23 protein-coding genes are annotated in these 20,081 nt (G+C 65.6%); 4 read left to right on the top strand and 19 right to left on the bottom strand.

Going from position 1 to position 20,081, the window contains the following annotated elements; all coding sequences use genetic code 11:
• Positions 1 to 21: 21 nt before the first annotated feature.
• The 7 genes from atpG to ACVOMH_RS12320 form a co-directional block, all read right to left on the bottom strand.
• Positions 22 to 885 carry a F0F1 ATP synthase subunit gamma gene (gene atpG, locus ACVOMH_RS12350; protein WP_054659456.1) on the bottom strand — a complete coding sequence of 288 codons (864 nt, stop codon included), beginning with the start codon at positions 883 to 885 and terminating at the stop codon, positions 22 to 24.
• A 72-nt stretch (positions 886 to 957) separates the two neighbouring features.
• Complete coding sequence (atpA, locus tag ACVOMH_RS12345) at positions 958 to 2,505, bottom strand: F0F1 ATP synthase subunit alpha (RefSeq protein WP_057506213.1); 1,548 nt, start codon at positions 2,503 to 2,505, stop codon at positions 958 to 960.
• Between the two features lie 45 nt (positions 2,506 to 2,550).
• The gene (locus ACVOMH_RS12340) at positions 2,551 to 3,078 is read right to left on the bottom strand and encodes a F0F1 ATP synthase subunit delta (RefSeq protein WP_054660229.1); all 528 of its coding nucleotides are present in this window, start codon (positions 3,076 to 3,078) and stop codon (positions 2,551 to 2,553) included.
• Between the two features lies 1 nt (position 3,079).
• Positions 3,080 to 3,550 carry a F0F1 ATP synthase subunit B gene (locus ACVOMH_RS12335; RefSeq protein ID WP_054660227.1) on the bottom strand — a complete coding sequence of 157 codons (471 nt, stop codon included), beginning with the start codon at positions 3,548 to 3,550 and terminating at the stop codon, positions 3,080 to 3,082.
• Positions 3,551 to 3,662: 112 nt separating this feature from the next.
• Entirely contained in the window at positions 3,663 to 3,965 is a 303-nt protein-coding gene (atpE, locus tag ACVOMH_RS12330) for a F0F1 ATP synthase subunit C (RefSeq protein ID WP_054660225.1), read from the bottom strand.
• A gap of 73 nt (positions 3,966 to 4,038) precedes the next feature.
• Entirely contained in the window at positions 4,039 to 4,836 is a 798-nt protein-coding gene (gene atpB / locus ACVOMH_RS12325) for a F0F1 ATP synthase subunit A (RefSeq protein WP_054660223.1), read from the bottom strand.
• Between the two features lie 25 nt (positions 4,837 to 4,861).
• Positions 4,862 to 5,227: a hypothetical protein gene (locus ACVOMH_RS12320; RefSeq protein WP_481523217.1), complete on the bottom strand. Its 366-nt coding sequence runs from the start codon at positions 5,225 to 5,227 to the stop codon at positions 4,862 to 4,864.
• A gap of 475 nt (positions 5,228 to 5,702) precedes the next feature.
• Between ACVOMH_RS12320 and ACVOMH_RS12315 the strand changes: the two genes are divergently transcribed.
• Complete coding sequence (locus tag ACVOMH_RS12315) at positions 5,703 to 6,479, top strand: hypothetical protein (RefSeq protein ID WP_481552175.1); 777 nt, start codon at positions 5,703 to 5,705, stop codon at positions 6,477 to 6,479.
• Between the two features lie 459 nt (positions 6,480 to 6,938).
• Here the strand turns inward: ACVOMH_RS12315 and ACVOMH_RS12310 are convergent, their stop codons facing one another.
• The 6 genes from ACVOMH_RS12310 to ACVOMH_RS12285 all read right to left on the bottom strand — a co-directional run bounded on the left by ACVOMH_RS12310 (position 6,939) and on the right by ACVOMH_RS12285 (position 12,585).
• On the bottom strand, positions 6,939 to 7,196 hold the full coding sequence (locus ACVOMH_RS12310) for a hypothetical protein (RefSeq protein ID WP_481552152.1): 258 nt from the start codon (positions 7,194 to 7,196) through the stop codon (positions 6,939 to 6,941).
• Between the two features lie 85 nt (positions 7,197 to 7,281).
• Positions 7,282 to 7,638, bottom strand: a complete 357-nt coding sequence (locus tag ACVOMH_RS12305) for a hypothetical protein (protein ID WP_481552151.1) — start codon at positions 7,636 to 7,638, stop codon at positions 7,282 to 7,284.
• A complete protein-coding gene (lpdA, locus tag ACVOMH_RS12300; RefSeq protein WP_481552150.1) occupies positions 7,638 to 9,794 on the bottom strand; it encodes a dihydrolipoyl dehydrogenase in 2,157 nt (718 codons plus the stop codon). Before lpdA ends, ACVOMH_RS12305 begins: the two co-directional genes overlap by 1 nt.
• Positions 9,795 to 9,811: 17 nt before the next feature.
• Positions 9,812 to 10,468: a hypothetical protein gene (locus ACVOMH_RS12295; protein WP_057506210.1), complete on the bottom strand. Its 657-nt coding sequence runs from the start codon at positions 10,466 to 10,468 to the stop codon at positions 9,812 to 9,814.
• Positions 10,465 to 11,841, bottom strand: coding sequence for a dihydrolipoyllysine-residue acetyltransferase (gene aceF / locus ACVOMH_RS12290; protein ID WP_481552149.1), 1,377 nt, complete (start codon positions 11,839 to 11,841; stop codon positions 10,465 to 10,467). The genes ACVOMH_RS12295 and aceF overlap by 4 nt, the downstream gene beginning before the upstream one ends.
• 171 nt (positions 11,842 to 12,012) lie before the next feature.
• Positions 12,013 to 12,585 (bottom strand): DNA-deoxyinosine glycosylase, encoded by a 573-nt coding sequence (locus ACVOMH_RS12285; RefSeq protein ID WP_481552148.1) that lies wholly within the window; start codon positions 12,583 to 12,585, stop codon positions 12,013 to 12,015.
• A gap of 204 nt (positions 12,586 to 12,789) precedes the next feature.
• Between ACVOMH_RS12285 and ACVOMH_RS12280 the strand changes: the two genes are divergently transcribed.
• On the top strand, positions 12,790 to 13,428 hold the full coding sequence (locus tag ACVOMH_RS12280; protein WP_481552147.1) for an OmpW/AlkL family protein: 639 nt from the start codon (positions 12,790 to 12,792) through the stop codon (positions 13,426 to 13,428).
• Here ACVOMH_RS12280 and ACVOMH_RS12275 read toward each other — a convergent pair.
• The 6 genes from ACVOMH_RS12275 to ACVOMH_RS12250 form a co-directional block, all read right to left on the bottom strand.
• A complete protein-coding gene (locus ACVOMH_RS12275; RefSeq protein ID WP_481552146.1) occupies positions 13,326 to 14,267 on the bottom strand; it encodes a YiiX/YebB-like N1pC/P60 family cysteine hydrolase in 942 nt (313 codons plus the stop codon). The genes ACVOMH_RS12280 and ACVOMH_RS12275 overlap by 103 nt on opposite strands.
• Positions 14,268 to 14,334: 67 nt before the next feature.
• Entirely contained in the window at positions 14,335 to 14,898 is a 564-nt protein-coding gene (locus ACVOMH_RS12270; RefSeq protein ID WP_481552145.1) for a CcdC protein domain-containing protein, read from the bottom strand.
• A gap of 108 nt (positions 14,899 to 15,006) precedes the next feature.
• On the bottom strand, positions 15,007 to 15,801 hold the full coding sequence (locus ACVOMH_RS12265; protein ID WP_481552144.1) for a MetQ/NlpA family ABC transporter substrate-binding protein: 795 nt from the start codon (positions 15,799 to 15,801) through the stop codon (positions 15,007 to 15,009).
• A gap of 85 nt (positions 15,802 to 15,886) precedes the next feature.
• On the bottom strand, positions 15,887 to 16,576 hold the full coding sequence (locus ACVOMH_RS12260) for a methionine ABC transporter permease (RefSeq protein ID WP_481523208.1): 690 nt from the start codon (positions 16,574 to 16,576) through the stop codon (positions 15,887 to 15,889).
• Positions 16,573 to 17,580: a methionine ABC transporter ATP-binding protein gene (locus ACVOMH_RS12255; RefSeq protein ID WP_481552143.1), complete on the bottom strand. Its 1,008-nt coding sequence runs from the start codon at positions 17,578 to 17,580 to the stop codon at positions 16,573 to 16,575. Before ACVOMH_RS12255 ends, ACVOMH_RS12260 begins: the two co-directional genes overlap by 4 nt.
• A 127-nt stretch (positions 17,581 to 17,707) precedes the next feature.
• Positions 17,708 to 18,604 carry a DMT family transporter gene (locus tag ACVOMH_RS12250; protein WP_054660302.1) on the bottom strand — a complete coding sequence of 299 codons (897 nt, stop codon included), beginning with the start codon at positions 18,602 to 18,604 and terminating at the stop codon, positions 17,708 to 17,710.
• Between the two features lie 214 nt (positions 18,605 to 18,818).
• Between ACVOMH_RS12250 and ACVOMH_RS12245 the strand changes: the two genes are divergently transcribed.
• Together ACVOMH_RS12245 and ACVOMH_RS12240 are read left to right on the top strand one after the other, a co-directional pair.
• On the top strand, positions 18,819 to 19,304 hold the full coding sequence (locus ACVOMH_RS12245; protein WP_054660300.1) for a YajQ family cyclic di-GMP-binding protein: 486 nt from the start codon (positions 18,819 to 18,821) through the stop codon (positions 19,302 to 19,304).
• Between the two features lie 217 nt (positions 19,305 to 19,521).
• Positions 19,522 to 20,070, top strand: coding sequence for a DUF1415 domain-containing protein (locus tag ACVOMH_RS12240; RefSeq protein WP_481523206.1), 549 nt, complete (start codon positions 19,522 to 19,524; stop codon positions 20,068 to 20,070).
• Positions 20,071 to 20,081: the final 11 nt, after the last annotated feature.

Genomic DNA, 20,081 nt, shown 5'->3' with positions numbered 1-20,081 from the left:
GTGTGCTTTGACTGCGCGCGGTCAGACCGCTGCTGCGCCGCCGACGATTTCGGAAATTTCCTGGGTGATCGCTGCCTGGCGGGCCTTGTTGTAGACCAGCTGCAGGGTTCCGATCAGCTTGTTCGCGTTGTCGCTTGCCGCCTTCATCGCCACCATGCGTGCCGCGTGCTCGGACGCCACATTTTCCAGCACCGCCTGGTACACCAGCGACTCGATGTAACGCGTGATCACGTGCTCAAGCACGGTCGCGGCATCGGGTTCGTACAGGTAATCCCAATCATGCGCGGCCACCTGGGTCTCGGCGGCGGGCAACGGCAGCAGCTGGTCGAACGTGGCCTTCTGCGTCATCGTGTTGATGAAGCGGTTGTAGACCAGGTACACGCGATCGACCTTGCCCTCGGTGAAGGCGTCGAGCATGACCTTGATCACGCCGATCAGCGTTTCCAGCTTGGGCTGGTCGCCGATATTGGCCACCGAGGCGGCCATGTTGACGTTGACGCGGCGGAAGAACACACCGGCCTTCTGGCCGATGGTCACCACGTCGATCTCGGCACCCTTGTCCTGCCAGTCACGCATTTCCGCGACAGTCTTGCGGAACAGGTTGTTGTTCAGGCCGCCGGCCAGGCCGCGATCGGAAGAGATCACGATGTAGCCGACACGCTTGACCTGATCACGCTCCACCAGGAACGGATGCTGGAAATCGGTGCTGGCCTGGGCCAGGTGGCCGATCACCTGCTTCATCGCCTGCGCGTACGGACGCGAGGTCTTCATCCGCTCCTGCGCCTTGCGGATCTTGGAGGCCGAGACCATTTCGAGCGCGCGCGTCACCTTGCGGGTGTTCTGCACGCTCTTGATCTTGGTTTTGATTTCGCGTCCGCCTGCCATTTCTCGCTCGCTCTGCTTACTTGGTTGGGAGGTGGCCGTGTGGCCACCCCCTGCCGGTCATCGCCTGGGCGATTACCAGCTGCCAGTGGTCTTGAACTCGGAGATGCCCTTCTTGAAAGCGGCTTCGATCTCGTCGTTCCATGCACCGGAGTCGTTGATCTTGGCGATCAGCTCACCGGCCGTGTTGGCAAAGTGCGCGTGCAGGCCGGCTTCGAACGCCAGCACCTTGTTGACCGGCACGTCGTCGAGGAAACCCTCGTTGACGGCGTAGATCGACAGGGCCTGGTCGGCGATCGACATCGGCGCGTACTGCTTCTGCTTCATCAGCTCGGTCACGCGCTGGCCGCGCTCCAGCTGCTTGCGGGTGGCTTCGTCCAGATCCGAGGCGAACTGCGCGAACGCGGCCAGCTCGCGGTACTGGGCCAGCGAGATACGGATGCCGCCGGACAGCTTCTTGATGATCTTGGTCTGGGCCGCACCACCGACGCGCGACACCGAGATACCGGCGTTCACGGCCGGACGGATACCGGCGTTGAACAGGTCGGTTTCCAGGAAGATCTGGCCGTCGGTGATCGAGATCACGTTGGTCGGCACGAACGCGGACACGTCGCCGGCCTGGGTCTCGATGATCGGCAGCGCGGTCAGCGAGCCGGTCTTGCCCTTCACTTCACCGTTGGTGAACTTCTCCACGTACTCTTCCGAGACGCGGGCCGCACGTTCCAGCAGGCGGGAGTGCAGGTAGAACACGTCACCCGGATAGGCTTCACGGCCCGGCGGGCGCTTGAGCAGCAGAGAGATCTGGCGGTAGGCCACGGCCTGCTTGGACAGATCGTCGTACACGATCAGCGCGTCCTGGCCGCGGTCCATGAAGTACTCGCCCATGGTGCAGCCGGAGTAGGCGCTGATGTACTGCATCGCGGCCGACTCGGAAGCGGTGGCGGCCACGACCACGGTGTGGGCCAGCGCGCCGTTCTCTTCCAGCTTGCGCACGATGTTGGCAACGGTCGAGGCCTTCTGGCCGATCGCCACGTACACGCACTTGATGCCGGTGCCCTTCTGGTTGATCACCGCATCGATGGCCAGCGCGGTCTTGCCGGTCTGACGGTCACCGATGACCAGCTCACGCTGGCCACGGCCGATCGGGATCATCGAGTCGACCGACTTGTAACCGGTCTGTACCGGCTGGTCGACGGACTTGCGCCAGATCACGCCCGGCGCCACGCGTTCGACCGGCGCGGTCAGCGAGGTGCCCAGCGGGCCCTTGCCGTCGATCGGCTCGCCCAGCGCGTTGACCACGCGACCCAGCATTTCCGGACCGACCGGCACTTCCAGGATGCGGCCGGTGGTCTTGGCCACATCGCCTTCGCGCAGGTGCTCGTAGTCACCCAGCACCACGGCGCCGACCGAATCGCGTTCCAGGTTCAGCGCCAGGGCGTAGGTGTTGTTCGGCAATTCGATCATTTCGCCCTGCATCACGTCGGCCAGACCGTAGATGCGCACGATGCCGTCGGACACCGAGGTGACGGTGCCTTCGTTGCGCGATTCCGCGGACAGGGCGACCTTCTCGATGCGGTTCTTGATCAGTTCGCTGATTTCGGAGGGGTTGAGCGTGGTAGCCATCGTCAAGTCCTAGTGCCGGCAATCAAGCCGGACGTTAAATTGAATTCAGTGTGCGAGCGCGGTCTGCAGGCGCGACAGCTTGCCCTTGAGCGAGCCATCGATCACCACATCACCGGCGTCGATCACGGCGCCGCCGATCAGCGACGCATCCACCGCGGTCGAGACTTCGACTTCGCGGCCGAAGCGCTTGCGCAGCGCAGCCTTGATCTTTTCCAGCTCGTCATCAGCAAGTTCGGCCGCCGAGGTGACCGTGGCCTTGACCACATGCTCGGCTTCGGCGCGCAGCTGCTCGAACAGCCCGGAGATTTCCGGCAGCTGCTGCAGACGGCGCGATTCGGCCAGCAGGTTCAGAAAGCGGCCGTAGCTTTCGCCTGCCGTTTCCGGAGTCAGCAACGCCACGGCGTCACCGCGGCTCAGCTGCGGATTGGACAGCAGGGCCGACACGCGCGGATCGGCGGCAACGCGGGCGGAGAACGCAAGCGCGTCCGACCACGGCGCGAACTTGCCTTCCTCACGCGCAATCGCGAATGCGGCGCGGGCGTACGGGCGGGCAAGCGTGAGGGCCTGGCTCATCTCAGATCTCCGCAGCCAGCTCGTCGAGCAGCGCCTTGTGGGCGTTGGCATCGATTTCGCGCTTGAGCAGCTTTTCGGCGCCGGTCACGGCCAGCGCGGACACCTGCTTGCGCAGATCTTCGCGGGCACGGTTGGCGGCCGCATCGATTTCAGCCTGGGCCAGTTCTTTCTGGCGGTTGGCTTCAGCGACGGCTTCGTTCTTGGCGGCTTCAACGATCTGATTGGCGCGCAGATGGGCCTGATCGATGATCTCGTTGGCCTTGCCACGTGCGTCCTTCAACGCCTCGTTGACCTTCTCCTGCGCCTGGGCCAGATCTTTCTGGCTGCGGTCGGCAGCAGCGAGCCCTTCAGCGATCTTCTGCTGACGCTCCTCGATAGCCTTCATCAACGGCGGCCAGATCTTGGTCGCGATGATCCAGATCAGCGCGGCAAAGGCCAGGGCCTGTGCAATGAGGGTGAAATTGATATTCATGGGTTCGCTCAGTCGCTGGTGTCGGGGGTGGTTGCGCCGCCACGGCGACGCAACCGAACCTTCATCCGAAGCCGGTTGCCTAAAGGCAACCGGCCATCTCACTGCAGCTGGATCAGCCCGCCAGCTTGGCGGCTTCGGCCAGCAGCGTCGCGGCCAGCGGGTTGGCGAAGGCCAGCAGCAGGCCGACGGCGACCGAGATGATGAACGCGGCGTCGATCAGGCCGGCGGTGATGAACATGCGGACCTGCAGGACCGGGATCAGTTCCGGCTGACGGGCGGCCGATTCCAGGAACTTACCGGCCATGATGGCCAGACCCAGACCGGCGCCCAGCGCGGCGAGGCCGATCATGATGCCGACGGCAAGGGCGGTGGAGCTCTGAACTTGGGCGAGATTGGTCAGGACGGCGAAGTACATGGTTTTCTCCGGGAACTTAAGTAGCTAAGGGTAGTGAAGCGGATGAAGGTTGGAACTGGTTGAAGCTTGTAACTCAGTGACTGTCTTCCGACAGGCTCAGGTACACGATGGACAACATCATGAAGATGAAAGCCTGCAGCGGAATCACCAGCAGGTGGAACAGCATCCAGCCGAGGCCGAACGTGCCGCCGGCAATGGCACCGAACACACCGGCACCACCCAGCACCCAGATCAGCAGGAACACGATTTCCCCGCCGAACATGTTGCCGAACAGTCGCATCGCCAGAGAAATCGGCTTGCTCAGCCACTCGACGATGTTGAGGATCAGGTTGAACGGCATCATCCACTTGCCGAACGGCGCGGTCAGGAATTCCTTGATGAACCCGAGCAGCCCCTTGGACTTGAGCGAGAAGAAGATCATCAGGAAGAACACGCTGATCGACATGCCCAGGGTGGCATTGACGTCGGCGGTCGGCACCGGCTTCCAGTAGTGCACGCCAGCCCACGACAGCGGGATGGCGATGAAATCGGCCGGGATCATCTTGATGAGGTTCATCAACAGGATCCAGAAGAAGATGGTGATCGCGATCGGCGTCACCAGCTTGCTCTTGCCGTGGTAGGTGTCCTTGGCCTGGCGGTCAACGAACTCCAGGCAGATTTCCACGAAGGCCTGCCACTTGCCCGGCACACCGGCCGTGGCCTTGCGGGTCGCCATCCAGAACGCGAACACCATCACCAGGCCCATCAGGACCGCGGTGACGATGGTATCGACGTGGATCGTCCAGAAACCACCGCCTTCACCGACCGGAGCGGTCAGATTCTGCAGGTGATGCTGGATGTAGGAGGTAGGTGTTAGAGCCTCGCCCGCCATGTGTCCGGAACCTTTATGAATTCGATCAACGTCTGGCCAGAGCCAGAACCTGGAACATCAGCGCCACTGGAATTGCCGCCAGCAGTGCCAAAGGAGGAAGTTGCCACCAGAAAAAAGCCATTCCCAGCACCGCAACAATCAGCACAAGCTTCAGCACGAACCCCACGAACAGGCGGACCATTGCTGAACCGGCGGCCTGAACGCCGCCACCGAGCCCCACCCACGCAGCCAGCGCCGACCCGCCCACCACCGCCGCACCCGAGACCAGGGCGCCGAGTGCGTACTTTGGCCCCATGAAGAGGAAGGCCAGAGCCAGGACCACCACTGCGGCCAGCGGATAGACCGCAGCGCGCAACATCAGTCGCCGACCCGCATCAACGGAGTTCAGCACGTCAAAGTGTCCTGCTAGATGGTAAGGAAGAGCCGAGCCGCGCGAAGACGTCTCGTCGAGCCGTGAAAGTATAGCAGTGGGACATTTTGCGAGACAACCGCCACAGGACACCCTTATGACTATGCAAGTTGCCGCAATTTCAGGAATTTTCATTGGAACACTCCGATCGGGGTGACCCACGGGGCGGGAATGCTGCACTGCGACGCCGGGAACTTCGCGATTCGCGTCAGGTCACACCGGCAGTCCGTCGCGCATTACCTCGTCGATGTGGGCGACGGATCGGGTGAGGTGGCGCCGCACGCCCTCGACGGGGCCCCCCCACCGCACTTTGCGTGCATACACATCGCGTGCACCTCGCGCTCACCCGCAAGCCACGTGCGATCGGGGATAGTCAATTGCTTTCACGCAACACAGGAAAGCAATCACGATGCGCAAATTCTCCCCGCTGGCAGCGATCGCGCCGTGCGCCTTGGCAATGACCCTGTTCCACCTGCCGCCGGCGCAAGCCGCTGAGCAGGATCCCCGCTTCACACTGCGTCTTGGCGCGATGAACATCGACACCGACAACACCCTCCGCGGCAGCACCGTGATCGGCGGCCAGCCGATCAACCTGTCCGGGGATTTCGGCATGGGCGGCAAGGAATGGGAGCCGCGCGTGGACGGCCTGTTCCGCATCAGCGACCGCCAGCGCCTGATCTTCGACTACTTCAAGTACGACAAGAAGCGCCGCCAGACGCTGGACGAAGGCATCAGCTACGGTGACACGACAGTGCCGGCCGGCAGTTTCGTCAAGGGCGAGCTGAAGTACCAGGTTGCGACCCTGGTCTACGATTACTCGGTGGTTGACAGCGAGCAGTTCGACCTGGGCCTGCAGCTGGGCGCCGAGTACGCCAAGGTCAGTGCCGATGCCCATGCCGACCTGGGAGACCTCTACCAGGGCCGCTTCCTCAACGAGAAAGCCGATGGCATCGCACCGGTGGTCGGCGCGCGCCTGACGTTCACGCCCTCGGAGCACTGGCTGATCAACCTGCAAGGCCAGTACCTCAATACGGGCTGGGGCAGCTTCGACGATTACAAGGGCGACCTCAGTCGCGCCAACGCCATCGTGCAGTACAACTTCAATCCGAATTTCGGCATCTTCGCCGGCTACGACTGGTTCAAGCTCGATGCCGACAAGCGTGGCAGCGACGGCGTGATCGGCCTGAAGCAGGAGTTCAAGGGCCCGCTGGCAGGCGTGAGCCTGTCGTTCTGATATCGACCCCGCAGGATCTGCGCTAGTGCCGCGCTGTGCCCGGCAGGGGCGTTATCGGCAAAGCCCGACCGCCCCTGCCGGCCCTCCCTTTGCCCACGGCCAAGGGAGGGCGCGCACCCACGCCGTGCCCGGCGGAGGAGTTCACCGCAATAGCGAGCCATGCCCGGCAACGGGCTTGGAAAGGAGACGGCAGCGCGCCTGGTGATGCCGGCACCGCAATCCAGACGCCGCGCAGTGCGATACCCCCCATGCCGGGCGGCGGATGCGGCCCGGCGCCGGGATTCCATCGCAGCGTACGCGTCGCACCCTGCCCTTCCCGAATGCAGCAGGCCCGCCCCTCGACTGGAAAAAGAAGAAGACAGCTTCGAGAACAAGCCCACTTCCTGTTGCGCCAAACGACCTGCCTCGCTCAACGCATGCGGAGGTTGCTCATCACACAACGGCAGTCATCTATCGGCATCAATCCGACTTCTGCACGCAATTCATCAAGGCGTTGCGGATTCTCCACCGGCGCCATTTCAATCGGACTATCGGCGTCAGCCTGGGGGGAACTGCGAACCATAGCGCTGCGGCTTTCCTTGCGCGCAACACACGGTCCACCAGCATCGCGTAGCGTCGCCCCTCGATGCCGCCGAAGTCCGGTACCGCCCCGTAGTGCTCGAGCAGCTTCGCCTGCAGAACAGGATCGGCATCTGCATGCTGGGCGAGCAACCACACCGCAGACATTCCATCGGCCCCGACTGCGGCGTCCGTCGGCGACTGGCCCGCGTCCAGCCAGGAATGCAGCACCGCGCTGTTGTGCCTATCCACCCACCGCGGCAGCCTGATCCAGTAGCCCCTGCGTCGGCTTGCGCCCGCCGCCGAACGCCCGCTCTGGCACCTCCTGGTTCCGCTCGGCCATATCCCGCAGCAAGCGACGCCGTTCTGGATCAGTGGGCTGCACGGCGGCGAGAGCAGCGGCCTTTGCAGCGGCCTCGTTGCGCTCGCCCCATTGCCGGGCCCCCGGACACCCCAGCAACGGATCCCCCTCCGCCAGAACAGGCGTACTCATCAGCACGATTCCCACCAGCAACCACCGCTTCATGCGTTTCTTGCTCCTGAATTCGACCGGGCTGGCACAAAGAAAAAGCCCGGCGTTTGCCGGGCTCTTCGTCTGCATCACTTCTTCTTCGGGATATACAGATCGGTGATGGTGCCGTCGTAGATCTCCGCGGCCATCGCCACCGACTCGCTCAGGGTCGGATGGGCGTGGATGGTGTGGCCGATGTCCTCGGCCTCGGCGCCCATCTCGATGGCCAGGCCGATTTCGGCCAGCAACTCGCCGGCATGCACGCCGACGATGGCACCACCGATCACGCGATGGGTTTCCTCGTCGAAGATCAGCTTGGTGAAGCCTTCGGTACGGCCGGTACCGATGGCACGACCGCTGGCCGCCCAGGGGAACTTGGCCACACCCACCTTCAGGCCCTTGGCCTTGGCCTCGGTCTCGGTGACGCCGACCCAGGCGATTTCCGGATTGGTATAGGCCACCGACGGGATCACCCGCGCCACCCACTCCTTCTTCTCGCCGAAAGCCACTTCCGCAGCCAGCTTGCCCTCGTGCGTGGCCTTGTGCGCCAGCATCGGGTTACCGACGATGTCGCCGATGGCGAAGATGTGCGGCACGTTGGTGCGCATCTGCCGGTCCACCGGAATAAAGCCGCGGTCGGTGACTTCGACGCCCGCCTTGTCGGCATCGATCTTCCTGCCGTTGGCCGAACGGCCGACTGCGACCAGCACGCGATCAAACGTGCCGCTTTCCATCGCCGGCTTCTCGCCTTCGGTGGCGGCCTCGAAGGTCACGGTGATGCCCTTCTTGTCGGCGGTCACACCCGAGGCCTTGGTCTTGAGGTGGACCTCGATGCCCTGCTTCTTCAGACGGTCGGCCAGCGGCTTGACCAGGTCCCTGTCGGCGCCCGGCATCAGCTGGTCCATGAACTCGACCACGGTCACCTTGGCGCCCAGGGCGCTATACACGGTAGCCATTTCCAGACCGATGATGCCGCCGCCGACGACCAGCAGCGAACCCGGCACTTCGGCCAGTTCCAGCGCGTCGGTGGAGTCCATCACGCGCTTGTCGTCCCACGGGAAGTTCGGCAGCTTCACCGCCTGCGAACCGGCGGCGATGATGCACTGCTCGAAGCGCAGCAGCTGGGTCTTGCCGTCCTCGCCGGTGATTTCCAGCTCGTTGGCCGAGATGAACTTGGCAACGCCCTGCACGGTGCGCACCTTGCGCTGCTTGGCCATGCCAGCCAGGCCCTTGGTCAGCTGACCGACAACCTTTTCCTTGTAGGCACGCAGCTTGTCCAGGCTGATCTTCGGCGCGCCGTATTCGATGCCCAGTTCATTGGCGTGCGCGGCGTGATCGATGATCTCGGCCGCGTGCAGCAAGGCCTTGGAAGGAATACAGCCGACATTGAGGCAGACGCCGCCAAGGCTGGCATAGCGCTCGACCAGCACGGTATCCACGCCCAGATCGGCCGAACGGAACGCGGCGGTGTAGCCGCCGGGACCGGCGCCGAGTACCACCATCTTGCATTCCACATCGGCCTTGCGACCGCTGGAGGGCATCGGCAGCACGCGGGCGGCCACCGCCGGGTCCGGGGCGCGGTGCGAGGGGGTCACCGGCGGCTTGCTGCCCGGGGCGGCCTTGGCCGCTGCCGGGGCGGTGCCGGCAGCGCCTTCCAGCACCACCACCACGTCGCCGACCGACAGCTTGTCGTCCAGCTTGACCTTGATCTCCTTGACCACGCCATCGGCCGAGGACGGCACTTCCAGCGTCGCCTTGTCCGATTCCAGCGTGACCAGGCCCTGGTCCTTCTTCACCGTATCGCCCACGGCGACCAGGATCTCGATCACCGGCACGTTCTGGTAATCACCGATGTCCGGCACCTTGACCTCGATCGGCCCGGAGGCGGCCGGCGCAGCGGCGGCAACCGGCGCACTGACGGCGGCCGGAGCGGCGGCAGCGGCAGGCTGTGCCGCCGGTGCCGGTGCAGCCGCCGGGGTGGACGCCGCGGCCGGGGCTGCGCCCTCGCCTTCGGCCTCCAGAAGCACCACCACGTCGCCCTGCGACAGCCTGTCGTCGAGCTTGACCTTGATCTCCTTGACCACGCCGGCAGCCGAGGACGGCACTTCCAGCGTCGCCTTGTCCGATTCCAGCGTGACCAGGCCCTGGTCCTTCTTCACCGTGTCGCCCACGGCGACCAGGATTTCGATCACCGGCACATTGTCGTAATCGCCAATGTCCGGAACCTTGATTTCAATCGTCGCCATTGTCTTCTCCTGTGGGCTCAGCCGGCGTCGCCGCTGAACCGGTCATGCATCTTGTCGAGCGCGCGTTCGATGTCGGCGTAGCGCTTCTCGTGTTTTTTGTCTTTGCTGTGCGCCAGCTCCACCAGCAGCGCAGCCTGGTCCAGCAACGCTTCAAGCCGGCCGCAGCCGGGCCGCAGCCCGCTGTAGCGCGCGCCATTGAGGGTGAAGGACACCACCTCGCCATCGGTCACCGGCGCGCGCGGCGCCACCTCACTGGAGGCCAGTGCCGCCGCCCACACCTGCAGCAGGCGTTGCGCCAACGCATCGGGCACCGGCGCCTGGGCGAGCTCGGGCTGCTGATCCAGACGCAGATTCACGCCGGCACGGCTGCTGCCACTGTTCCAGCTATAGATCCGCTTGTCCGCCAGCCCCGCCACCACGACCCATTGCCCGCTGCCGGGCTCGCGCCGCAATTGCACCTGCGACTCGGGGCCGCGTGCCGGCAACGACAACAGCGACAATCCTTCTTCGGTCACGCCGCCGAGCAGCTGCGCCGCGGCGTCACCGTAGTTGGCCACCGCCGGCGGCCAGCCTTCACCCACCACTGCCGCGCACTGGCTTGCCGCCAGTACCGGGGCGGTGGTCAACGCGAGCAGCGTCGCCAGCAGCAGGCGTGCGGACGCGACTGGCTTCACAGCAACACGCGGCGCATGTCGGCCAGCACCTGCGAGAGGTACGTGGTGAAGCGTGCGGCCAGGGCGCCATCGATCACCCGGTGGTCGTAGCTCAGCGACAGCGGCAGCAGCAGCTTCGGCGCGAATTCCTTGCCGTTCCAGACCGGCTGGATCGAGGACTTGGAGACGCCGAGGATGGCCACTTCCGGCGCATTCACGATCGGGGTGAATGCGGTGCCACCGATACCGCCCAGCGAGCTGATCGAGAAGCAGCCGCCGCTCATGTCGGCCGGACCCAGCTTGCCGTCGCGCGCCTTCCTGGCCAGCTCGCCGGTTTCCTGGGCGATCTGCACCACACCCTTCTTGTCCACGTCGCGGATCACCGGCACGACCAGGCCGTTCGGCGTATCGGCGGCAAAGCCGATGTTGACGTACTTCTTCAGGGTCAGGTTCTCGCCGCTGGCATCCAGCGAGGCGTTGAACTCGGGGAATTTCTTCAGGGCCGCGGCGCTGGCCTTGATCAGGAAGGCGAGCATGGTCAGCTTGATGCCGGCCTTCTCGTTTTCCTTGTTCAGTGCCACGCGCAGGGCTTCCAGCTCGGTGATGTCGGCCTGGTCGAACTGGGTGACGTGCGGAATCATCGCCCAGTTGCGGGCCAGGTTGGCGCCGGAGATCTTCTTGATGCGCGACAGCGGCAGGGTCTCGACTTCACCGAACTTGCTGAAATCGACCTTCGGCCACGGCAGCAGGTTCAGGCCACCGCCGGCAGCCACGGCGCCACCGGCGGCGGCCGGCGCCCCGCCACCGAGCGCGGCCTTGACGAACTTCTGCACGTCGCCCTTGGTGATGCGGCCGCCCTTCTCGGTGCCGCTGAGCTGGTTCAGGTCCACGCCCAGTTCACGCGCGAACACGCGCACCGCCGGGCTGGCATAGGGCACCTTGGACGGCAGCACGCCTTCGGCGTTGAACTGCACCGGCGGGCTGGCCGGCTTGCCCGCCGGCAGCGCGGCCTCCGGCGCACTCTCGCGCTGGGCCAGCTTGTCGGCGACCGGGGCCACGGCCACCGGCGCGACCTTGGTACCGGTTTCGGCGGCGGCTTCGACCTTGGCCGGCGCGGCCGGGGCGGCGGCAGCGGCGGGCTTGGCAGCCTCTTCAGCCACTTCGATCAGCGCCACGAGCTTGCCTTCGGACAGGGTGTCACCGACCTTGACCTTGACTTCCTTGACCACGCCGGCCACCGACGAAGGCACTTCCATCGTCGCCTTGTCCGATTCCAGCGTGACCAGGCCCTGGTCCTTCTTGACGGTGTCGCCGACCGCGACCAGCACTTCGATCACCGGAATGTCGCTGTAGTCACCGATATCGGGGACAAGTGCTTCCTTGATTTCGGCCATGAAACTACTCCAGCAACAGTGAGGGAATCTCCTATTGTGGCGTCAGCGGGGCGTAGCGCCAACCGCCGTAACTGAATTCGCATGCGTATGTCCCCGGACAGCTGCACGCCATGTCAATGCCGACGCCGGGCGTGTCCGATGCGTTGCCCCATTCGTGGCTTGCCGGCTGTCTCAGCTGTCCTGGCCGGTCATGCCCGCGGGGGCTGGGTTTGCAAGGCGCGCCGGGGCACTCAACCAGGGTTGCAGCTGCTGCCAGCGCTGCAGCAGACGCGGCAGGGACCACGCCGCGTTGGCCGGACTGGTGGACGGCAACGCCAACACCGGCAGTCCAACCGCCAAAGGCGGTAAAGCCGGCTGCACCCAGCGCACGAACGCGGCGTGGGCCGCCGCGCCATTGCAGGCGATGGCCTGCAGCTGCGGAAGTTGCGACAGCATTGCCGGCAGCGGGTTGACCACTTCGCTGCCGCGCACGATGGCCGTGTCCAGGCTGCCGACACGCTGGCATTGGCCGATCACGTCCCACACCCCCACACCGGCGCGCTGCAGGCACTGCATGCGCCGGGCATAGGCCAGCGAGGCATCGAAGTCACACAGCGCTGCCATCAGCGGCCAGAAGCGGTTGCGCGGATGGGCGTAATAGCGCGCCTGCTGCAAGGACGCTGCGCCGGGCATCGAGCCCAGCACCAGCACCCGGCACTGCCCGTCCACCTGCGCGGGCAGGCCCTGCAACACGGTGGTTGCCATCACATGCACCACAACATCGTGAATGACGCTCGGCGGGAAGGCACGGTTTGCATGGGGTTTGCGCTGGGTTTGATGAACATCGATGCGGACGCCGGATGTCGCGTACGAAGGGATTCATCTTGCCATGGCTAGGGTTCTACCGGCCCCGCGGAAAGGGGCCTGGCAACACCGCAATCCCGAACCAGAAAGTACGAGGAGTCCGCTATGCGTTCCATCAAGATGCTCAGCCTTGCCACCTTCGGCGCACTGGCGCTGTCGGCCCCCGCATTCGCACAGGACGCGACCGGCGACACCGCTTCCGGCAAACATTTCGCCGTGGTTGGCGGCATCAGCCTGCTGCAGCCGAAGAACGATCCGGCCGATGGCATCGACAAGGTCGATGGCGGCCCGGCCCCGACCCTGAGCGCCAGCTACTACTTCAATGACAACTTCGCCGTCGAGCTGTGGGGCGCGGCCGACAAGTTCAATCATCGCGTCCGCGCCGAGGGCCTGGGCAAGGTCGGCAGCGTGGAGCAGCAGCCACTGGCGCTGAGCGCGCAGTACCACTTCGGCGCGGCCGACAACACATTCCGGCCGTTCGCCGGCCTGGGCTACTACGAATCGAACTTCAGCAACGAGAAGATCGATGGCCTGAGCGGCACCGGCAACCACGTCGGCATCGAAACCGCCAAGGGCGCGATCGGCACCGTGGGCGTGGACATGAACATCAATTCGACCTGGTTCGCGCGCGCCGACGCCCGCTACATGCATGCCCGCCCGGATCTGCGCGTGGCCGGCCAGAATGCCGGCGAGCTGAAGCTGGACCCGTGGACCATCGGCATCGGCCTCGGCGCCCGTTTCTGACCGCCATCGATAGCGGTTGAGAAAGGCACGGGCCGTTCGCGGTCCGTGCCTTCGTGTATGGGCACTCCGCCGCCCGGGCGGGGCCGGGCTTCATCACTCCACTGCAGCGCGCGGTAGTCGAAGCCGGCCTGCAGCCGCGGCTTGACCACCTCGAAGAACGGTGACACGTCGAAATCGCGTGGCGTGTACAGGCTGTAGTTGCGGATGTGCAGGATCTCCTGGCGCTGTTCATGGCCACCGGCGCAGCCCAGTACCGACTCGATTTCGGGCAGGATCGGATAGCGGATCGACTCGAACGCCTGTGCCAGCAGGGTCGAACAGATTGCCTTGGTCGGCTCGCCGCTGCCCAGCGCGATCAGCCGCCGCCGCAGGTGCGCGGGCACCGGCGGCTGGCGGATCAGGTAGCGGGCCAGATCGAACACGTTCTTCAGGTCGTAGCTGTAGCCCAGCCGCGCACGCAGGAAGCCGACCAGCTGGTCCACCACCGCCGGCGCCAGTCCGTGCGGGCGACAGATCCGGGTGTGCTGGCGGGCGAACTCGCCGAGTGGAATGCGGCGCACGCCTTGCTCCACGTCCACATCGATCAGCATCGGCTGCGGACGCGCGCCCTCGACCAGCGGCTCCTCGCCGATGTACAGCGCCGCATGCGACCAGGTGGACTGGGTCAGGAACTTGATCGCCGTGGCGAAGCGGCTGTTGCCCTCCACCAGCAACACATCGCCGCGCTGCAGGGTCCGCGCCAGCAGCGCCGGATCACTGGTCGAAGGCCGGGTCTGGTGACGCCGCGGTTGCGCGAGAAAGTGCGCCATCCGGCGCCCCAGCAGATGCAGCAGGCCCATCGACGATCTCCGTGTAACGTGGCGCCAGCCTAGCGATGCCGCTGGCGGACCGCCACCGGGCGGACGCTCAGCGCGGGCTGCGGTCAAATCCCCGGTAACGCAGGTGATGGCGCACCTTGCGCCGCAGCAGCGCGGCATACATCAAGGCGTAGCCCAGCAGCACCGCCGCCATCGCCAGCAGTCCGGCATGGCTGAGCCAGCCGGACGCCGGCCACGGCACGCCATTGACCGAGGCCTGCCAGCCCTGCACCAGCCCGGCCACCAGCCGCACTGCGATCATCAATGTCAACAGCGCCACCAGCCAGGTACTGGGGGTGTAGAACAGTGCCTGCGGGCCGCTTTCAAAGCGGGTCAGCGCATGCCCAAGTACACCGAGCAGCACCCCGGCCAGCCAGCCGATAACGGCGTACAGCCACGCGGCGGGCCACCATGCGCTGGCGATCGTGGCAAACAGCGCGAACCCGAGCGTGGAGGCCAGCGTGGCCCAGAAATTGAGCGTGACCAGCCACGGCCATGCCTGCCGGCGGGCGCCACCGCTGCGAACGCGCTGCCACAGCGACAGCGGCAGCAGCAACAACACGATCGCCACGAACATCAGTACGCCCAGCGGCAACGCGATCAGCAATGGCATGGACGGAAACTCCCCTCAAAGCGCACCCGTGATCGATGCGGTTACCGCGGGTGGAGCACGGCAATCCCCGCACGTGCCCCGCAACATCCAGGGAAATGCAACGCCGGCTCAGAACGCCGGCAGCACCGCGCCTTTGTACTTCTGCTCGATGAAAGCCTTCACTTCCGGACTGTTCAAGGCCCGGGCCAGCTTCTGCACACGTGCATCGTCCTTGTTGTCCGGACGGGCGACCAGGAAATTCACGTACGGCGAATCGCTGCTCTCGATGGCCAGTGCATCCTTGGTCGGATTCAACCCGGCATCGAGTGCGTAGTTGGTGTTGATCAGGGCCAGATCGACCTGGTCGAGCACGCGCGGCAGCATCGCCGAATCCAGCTCGCGGAACTTGAGCTGCTTGGGGTTGGCGACGATATCGCGCTGGGTGGACAGCGCGTTGCTTGGATCCTTGAGTTTGATGACGCCGGCGGTGTCCAGCAGGATCAGCGCGCGGCTGTTGTTGCTGGGGTCATTGGGAATGACCACATCGGCCCCGTTGGGCAGCGCGTCCAGCGAGGTGACGCGGCGCGAATAGGCGCCGAACGGCTCGATATGCACGCCGGTGACGGTGACCAGATCGGTCTTGCGGTCCCGGTTGTAGGCGTCCAGGTAGGGCTCGGTCTGGAAGTAGTTGGCATCGACCTGTTTCTGCACCAGCTGGTCGTTGGGCTGCACGTAATCGTTGAACACGCGCACGTCCAGCGTGACGCCCTGCTTTTCCAGGATCGGCTTGACCACCTGCAGGATCTCGGCGTGCGGCACGGCGGTGGCAGCGACCACCAGCCTGGAATCATCGGCGGCGGGCTTGCCGCAGGCGGCCAAGGCCAGAACGGCGGTGATCAGCGGAAGGACAAGCAGCTTTTTCATGGGGGATGGGTTCCTGGAAAAACGGAAACGGCGAGCGCCCCACCCTAGCAGGTGGCGGCGACGCCATTGTCGATGGATCAGCCGGTCACTTGCGGCTGTAGTGCGTGACCAGACGGTCGCCCAGCATCTGCAGGACCTGTACCAGCACCAGCAGCAGCACCACGGTGACCAGGGCCACGTCGGTGTGCGAGCGCTGGTAGCCGTCGCGGAAGGCCAGATCGCCCAGACCGCCGGAACCGATCGCGCCGCCCATCGCGGTGAAGCCGATCAGCGCGATGGTGGTGACCGTGGCGCCGGCGATCAGGCCCGGCCGCGCTTCGGGCAGCAGCACCTTGAACACCAGTTGCGCGGTGGTCGCGCCCATCGCCTGGCTGGCTTCGATCACGCCCCGGTCCACTTCGCGCAGTGCGGTTTCCACCAGTCGCGCATAGAACGGCGCGGCGCCCACCACCAGCGGCAGGATCGCCCCGCGTACGCCCAGCGAGGTGCCCATCAGACCAAGCGTGACCGGGATCAGCACGATCATCAGGATGATGAAAGGCACCGAGCGCAGCAGGTTCACCAGCAGTGCCAGCACTCCGTACACCACCGGCTTGCGGTGCAGTTGAGGCGAGCCGGTCAGGAACAGCAGCACGCCCAGCGGAAGACCAATCGCCAGGGTCAGCGGCAGCGAGCCGGCCAGCATCAGCAGGGTGTCGATCGTGGCCTGGCCGATGTCGGCCCATTTGCCGGCATCCAGGTGGCGGAAGAAACCGTCCGCGGTGGCGATGATCATCGGCGCAGCTCCTCCACATGCACGCCCGCGGCAACGAATGCGGCCTGCGCGGCGTCCTCGTCACCGCCCACCAGCGCAACGGTGAGCTGGCCGTAGGGGGTGTCCTTGATCCGGTCGATACGCCCGGACAGGATGTTGTAGTCCACCCCGGTCTCGCGGGCGATGCGCCCGAGCAGGGGTTCGTAGGTGTCCTGGCCCAGGAAGGTCAGGCGCATGATGCGGCCGCCCACCGCGGCGAAGTCGCGCAGCTGCTCGCCCTCATCCACATGCTCGGACTCGGAGACGAACCGGCGCGTGGTCGGATGCTGGGGATGCAGGAACACCTCGGTCACCGGGCCCAGTTCGACCAGATGCCCGGCATCGAGCACGGCCACGCGGTCGCAGACCCGGCGGATCACGTCCATCTCGTGGGTGATCAGCACGATGGTCAGGCCCAGCTCGCGGTTGATCTTGCCCAGCAGCGCCAGCACCGAGGCCGTGGTCTGCGGGTCCAGCGCACTGGTGGCCTCGTCGCACAGCAGGATCTGCGGGCGGGTGGCCAGCGCGCGGGCGATGCCGACGCGCTGCTTCTGCCCGCCCGACAGCTGCGCCGGGTACTTGCCCGCGTGCGCCTCCAGCCCGACGGTGCGCAGCAGCTCGGCCACGCGCGCGTCGATCTCGGCCCTGGGCGTGCCCGCCAGTTCCAGCGGAAAGGCGACATTGGCGGCCACGGTACGCGCCGACAGCAGGTTGAAATGCTGGAAGATCATGCCGATGCGGCGGCGCAGCGCGCGCAGGCCGTCGGCGTCCAGCGCGGTGGCGTCCTGGCCGTCGATCAGCACGCGGCCGCCATTGGGGTCCTCCAGCCGGTTGATCAGGCGGATCAGGGTCGACTTGCCGGCACCGGAGTGGCCGATGATGCCGAACACTTCGCCGGCGTGGATCTGCAGGTCGAGCGGATGCAGCGCGGTGATCGCGCGGCCTTCCACCACATAGGATTTGTGCAGGTTCTGGAACTCGATCACTGCCAGGGCAACCGGGGGAGGACGGAACGGGCGTGCAGCCTAGCAGCGCCACGGCTGCGGCGCGCGTGCTGACACCGGGAATCTTATTCCTTTTGGTTCTAAGCGACCGCCCCCGCCCCTCCCTGGCTCAGGGATGGTCCATCGGCGCGGTCCGCCGGGCCTGCTGCACGCGTTCCCGATGCAGCAGGTACAGGCCACTGGCGACGATGATCGCCCCCCCCAGCCAGGTCCAGCGGTCCGGCAGCACGCCCCACAGCAGCAGATCCAGGCCGATCACCCAGACCAGACCGGTGTATTCCAGCGGCGCGATCAGCGAGGCCTGGCCCAGCTGGAACGCGCGGGTCAGCGCGATCTGACCCAGCGCCCCGGCCAGGCCCATGCCGGCAATCAGCGCCGCGTGCTTCCACTGCAGCGGTTGCCACTGCGGCCAGGCCAGCAATCCGGCACCAACGGCCATGATCAGCAAAAACCACACCACCATGGATTGCGACGTATCGGTACGGGTCAGCAGGCTCACCGTCACCGAGGCGATGGCGTAGGCCAGCGCCGCCACCAGCACCATCAGCCCCGGCAGCGAGATGATGCCCTCCACCCCCGGGCGCAGCACCACCAGCACGCCGACCAGGCCGATGCCGATCGCCACCCAGCGCCGTGGCCCGACATGCTCACCGAGCAGCGGCACCGACAGCGCCGCCACCAGCAGCGGCGAGACGAAATAGAGGGTGTAGGCGGTGGACAGCGGCAGCGTGCGCAGCGCATAAACGAAACAGCCGATCATCACCATGCCCAGCACACCGCGCAGCAGGTGCAGGCCCCAGCGCACCGGGATGATCGAGCGCGGCCCGGCGGTGGCCAGCACCCACACCAGCACGAACGGCAATGACGCTGCACCGCGCAACATGGTGACCTGCAAGGTGGGATAGCTGGCCGACAGCATCTTCATGCCGGCATCCATCAACGAAAAGAAGGCGACAGCCGCCAGCATCCAGAGGATGGCGTGCGCAGGGGATTTGGTGGAAGGCATGGCGCGATTATCGGTCCTGCGCCTACCGCGGCGCACCCCCATTCAGTGCACTATGTTCAGCCCGCATCCGGGCGGCCGCCGCGCCTCCGCCACCGATCAGCCGCGTGCCCGGGGGTGCGCAATCAGCCGCAGGCACCGTGGTCCGGCGCGCGCCACCGGGCCGGCATCGATCGCCTAGAATGGAGACCGTTTTCATTGATGGGAGCAGGCCTCCATGCCTTCCTTTGACGTCGTCTCCGAAGTTGACAAGCACGAGCTGACCAACGCCATCGACCAGGCCAACCGCGAGCTGTCCACCCGCTTCGATTTCAAGGGTGTGGACGCCAAGTACGTGCTGGAAGACGAGAAGCTGATCAAGCTGACCGCGCCCACCGATTTCCAGCTCAAGCAGATGGGCGACATCCTCAAACAGCGCCTGGGTGCCCGCAGCATCGATTTCCGCTGCATGGAATTCGGCGACATCGAGACCAATCTGGGCGGCGCGCGCCAGCAGGTCACGGTCAAGCAGGGTATCGAACAGAAGCTGGCCAAGCAGATCGCCGCCAGGATCAAGGAGTCCAAGATCAAGGTCGATACCCAGATCAACGGCGACAAGCTGCGCGTCAATGGCAAAAAGCGCGATGACCTGCAGGAAGTGATGGCGCTGCTGAAGAAGGGCGACTTCGAACAGCCGCTGCAATTCGAGAACTTCCGCGACTGAGCCACGCGGCTGCAGCAGGCACATGCGCTGCTGCGGCCTGTTCCGGCGTGGGGCCGGCCCCATCGCCGAAGTCCGGTCCGCGGAAATCCTTGCCGTACGCCGGGTGCCCATCACTGCACGGCGTGTCATGCGCACCGGCACGGTCCAGCGAGGCGCCGCCGCAGCAGGCGTCCAGGGCCACTACAATCACCTGCCCCCGTCCGCCTGCGTAGCCGCCATGAACGAAACCTCCATCGATCCCATCGCCCTGACCCGCCGCTGGGTGGAGAAGGCGGTGATCGGCCTGAACCTGTGCCCGTTCGCCAAGGCGGTCTATGTCAAGGACCAGGTGCGCTTCGTGCTCAGCGATGCCTCCACGCCCGAGGCGCTGCTGGAAGAGCTGGCCGAAGAGCTGGTGCTGTTGCGCGACACGCCGGCCGAGCAGATCGACACCACGCTGATCGTGCATCCGGACGTGCTGACCGATTTCCTGGACTACAACGATTTCCTCGACAACGCCGATGCGGCGGTCGAGGCGCTGGATCTGCAGGGCATCCTGCAGGTGGCCAGTTTCCATCCGCAGTACCAGTTCGCCGGCGTGGCGGCCGATGACGCCAGCAATTACACCAACCGTTCGCCCTACCCGACCCTGCACCTGCTGCGCGAAGACAGCGTGGAACGGGCGGTGGCCGCGTTTCCCGACCCGGAGGTGATTGTCGAACGCAATATCGCCACGCTCGACAGGCTCGGCGTGGACGGCTGGAACACGCTGCTCGCCGGGGACTGAGCGGCGGTTCC

Source organism: Stenotrophomonas sp. STEN013 (assembly GCF_056760355.1).
This window is presented reverse-complemented; position numbering and strand designations above follow the sequence as displayed.